Source organism: Peribacillus sp. SIMBA_075, from assembly GCF_046534585.1.
In genome coordinates, this window is the sequence record NZ_JAWRYN010000688.1 from 1 (window position 1) to 269 (window position 269).

At 37.9% G+C, this 269-nt stretch carries 1 pseudogene; it reads left to right on the forward strand.

Annotated features, from left to right (window positions below):
* A pseudogene (gene nadE, locus SB775_RS29945) lies at positions 1-249 on the forward strand (ammonia-dependent NAD(+) synthetase); the annotation flags it as partial.
* Between the last annotated feature and the right edge of the window lie 20 nt (positions 250-269).

Below are 269 nucleotides of genomic sequence, written 5' to 3' on the forward strand. Positions count from 1 at the left end.
CGTGCTCTATTACAAGAATTAGGTGCGGACGAGCGACTTTACTTAAAAATGCCAACAGCTGATTTATTAGATGAAAAACCAGGTCAAGCTGATGAAACAGAGCTAGGCATTACTTACGATCAATTAGATGACTATTTAGAAGGTAAATCCGTTCCAGCTGACGTTGCTGAAAAGATCGAGAAGCGTTACAAAGTGAGTGAACATAAAAGACAAGTACCAGCGTCAATGTTTGATGATTGGTGGAAATAGAACATAAAAAAGAAGCTAAT